A 1192-nucleotide genomic window follows, 5' to 3' on the forward strand; every position below is an offset into this window, starting at 1 on the left:
AGCAAGGCACGCAAGGGAGCAAGCAGCGATGAGCCAGAAGAACCGTCTCGGCGCCGGCGGGCGCATCAACCGCGCGATTCCGCTGACCTTCACGTTCAACGGGCGCACGTATCAGGGCTATCAGGGCGACACGCTCGCCTCGGCGCTGCTGGCCAACGACGTGCACTTCGTCGCGCGCAGCTTCAAGTACCACCGTCCGCGCGGCATCGTGACCGCCGATGTGGCCGAGCCGAATGCCGTGGTGCAACTCGAGCGCGGCGCGTACACCGTGCCGAACGCGCGCTCGACCGAAATCGAGCTTTATCAGGGTCTCGTGGCGACCAGCGTGAATGCCGAGCCGAGCCTCGAGCACGACCGCCTCGCGCGCAACCAGAAGTTCTCGCGCTTTCTGCCGGCGGGCTTCTACTACAAGACCTTCATGTGGCCGCGTAAATTTTGGCCGAAGTACGAAGAGAAGATTCGCGAGGCGGCGGGCCTCGGCAAATCGCCCGAAGTGCGTGACGGCGACCGCTACGACAAGTGCTTCGCGCATTGCGACGTGCTGGTGGTCGGCGGCGGCCCTACCGGTCTGCTGGCCGCGCACACGGCGGGCCTTGCCGGCGCGCGCGTGATTCTGGTCGACGACCAGCGCGAACTGGGCGGCAGCCTGCTCTCGTGCAAGACCGAGATCGACGGCCGCCCCGCAATCCAGTGGGTCGAAAAGATCGAAGCGGAACTCGCGGCCATGCCGGACGTGAAGATCCTCTCGCGCAGCACGGCCTTCGGCTATCAGGATCACAACCTCGTGACCATCACGCAGCGCCTGACCGAGCATCTGCCGGTCTCGACGCGCAAGGGCACGCGTGAACTGCTGTGGAAGGTCCGCGCGAAGCGCGTGATTCTCGCCACCGGCGCGCACGAGCGTCCCATCGTGTTCGGCAACAACGACCTGCCGGGCGTCATGATGGCCTCGGCGGTGTCCACCTATATTCATCGCTATGGCGTGTTGCCGGGCCGCAAGGTCGTGGTGTTCGCGAACAACGATGCCGGCTACCGTTGCGCGCTCGACTTGAAGACCTGCGGCGCGGAAGTCACGGTGGTCGATTCGCGTGCGCAGGGCAAGGGCGCCTTGCAGGACGCCGCGCGCCGCCAGGGCGTGAAGATCATGAACAACGCGGCCATCATGGCTGCGAACGGCAAGCTGCGCGTGAAC

1 protein-coding gene is annotated in these 1192 nt (G+C 65.9%); it reads left to right on the forward strand.

All coding sequences use genetic code 11. From position 1 onward, the window contains the following. Positions 1–28: 28 nt before the first annotated feature. Positions 29–1192: 2Fe-2S iron-sulfur cluster-binding protein (locus HV773_RS36475; RefSeq protein ID WP_175198550.1), on the forward strand; the 1164-nt coding region annotated here is incomplete at its 3' end.

The sequence above is a fragment of the Paraburkholderia caffeinitolerans genome (assembly GCF_902859945.1).
In the GTDB taxonomy this organism is placed as follows: Bacteria; Pseudomonadota; Gammaproteobacteria; order Burkholderiales; family Burkholderiaceae; genus Paraburkholderia; species Paraburkholderia caffeinitolerans.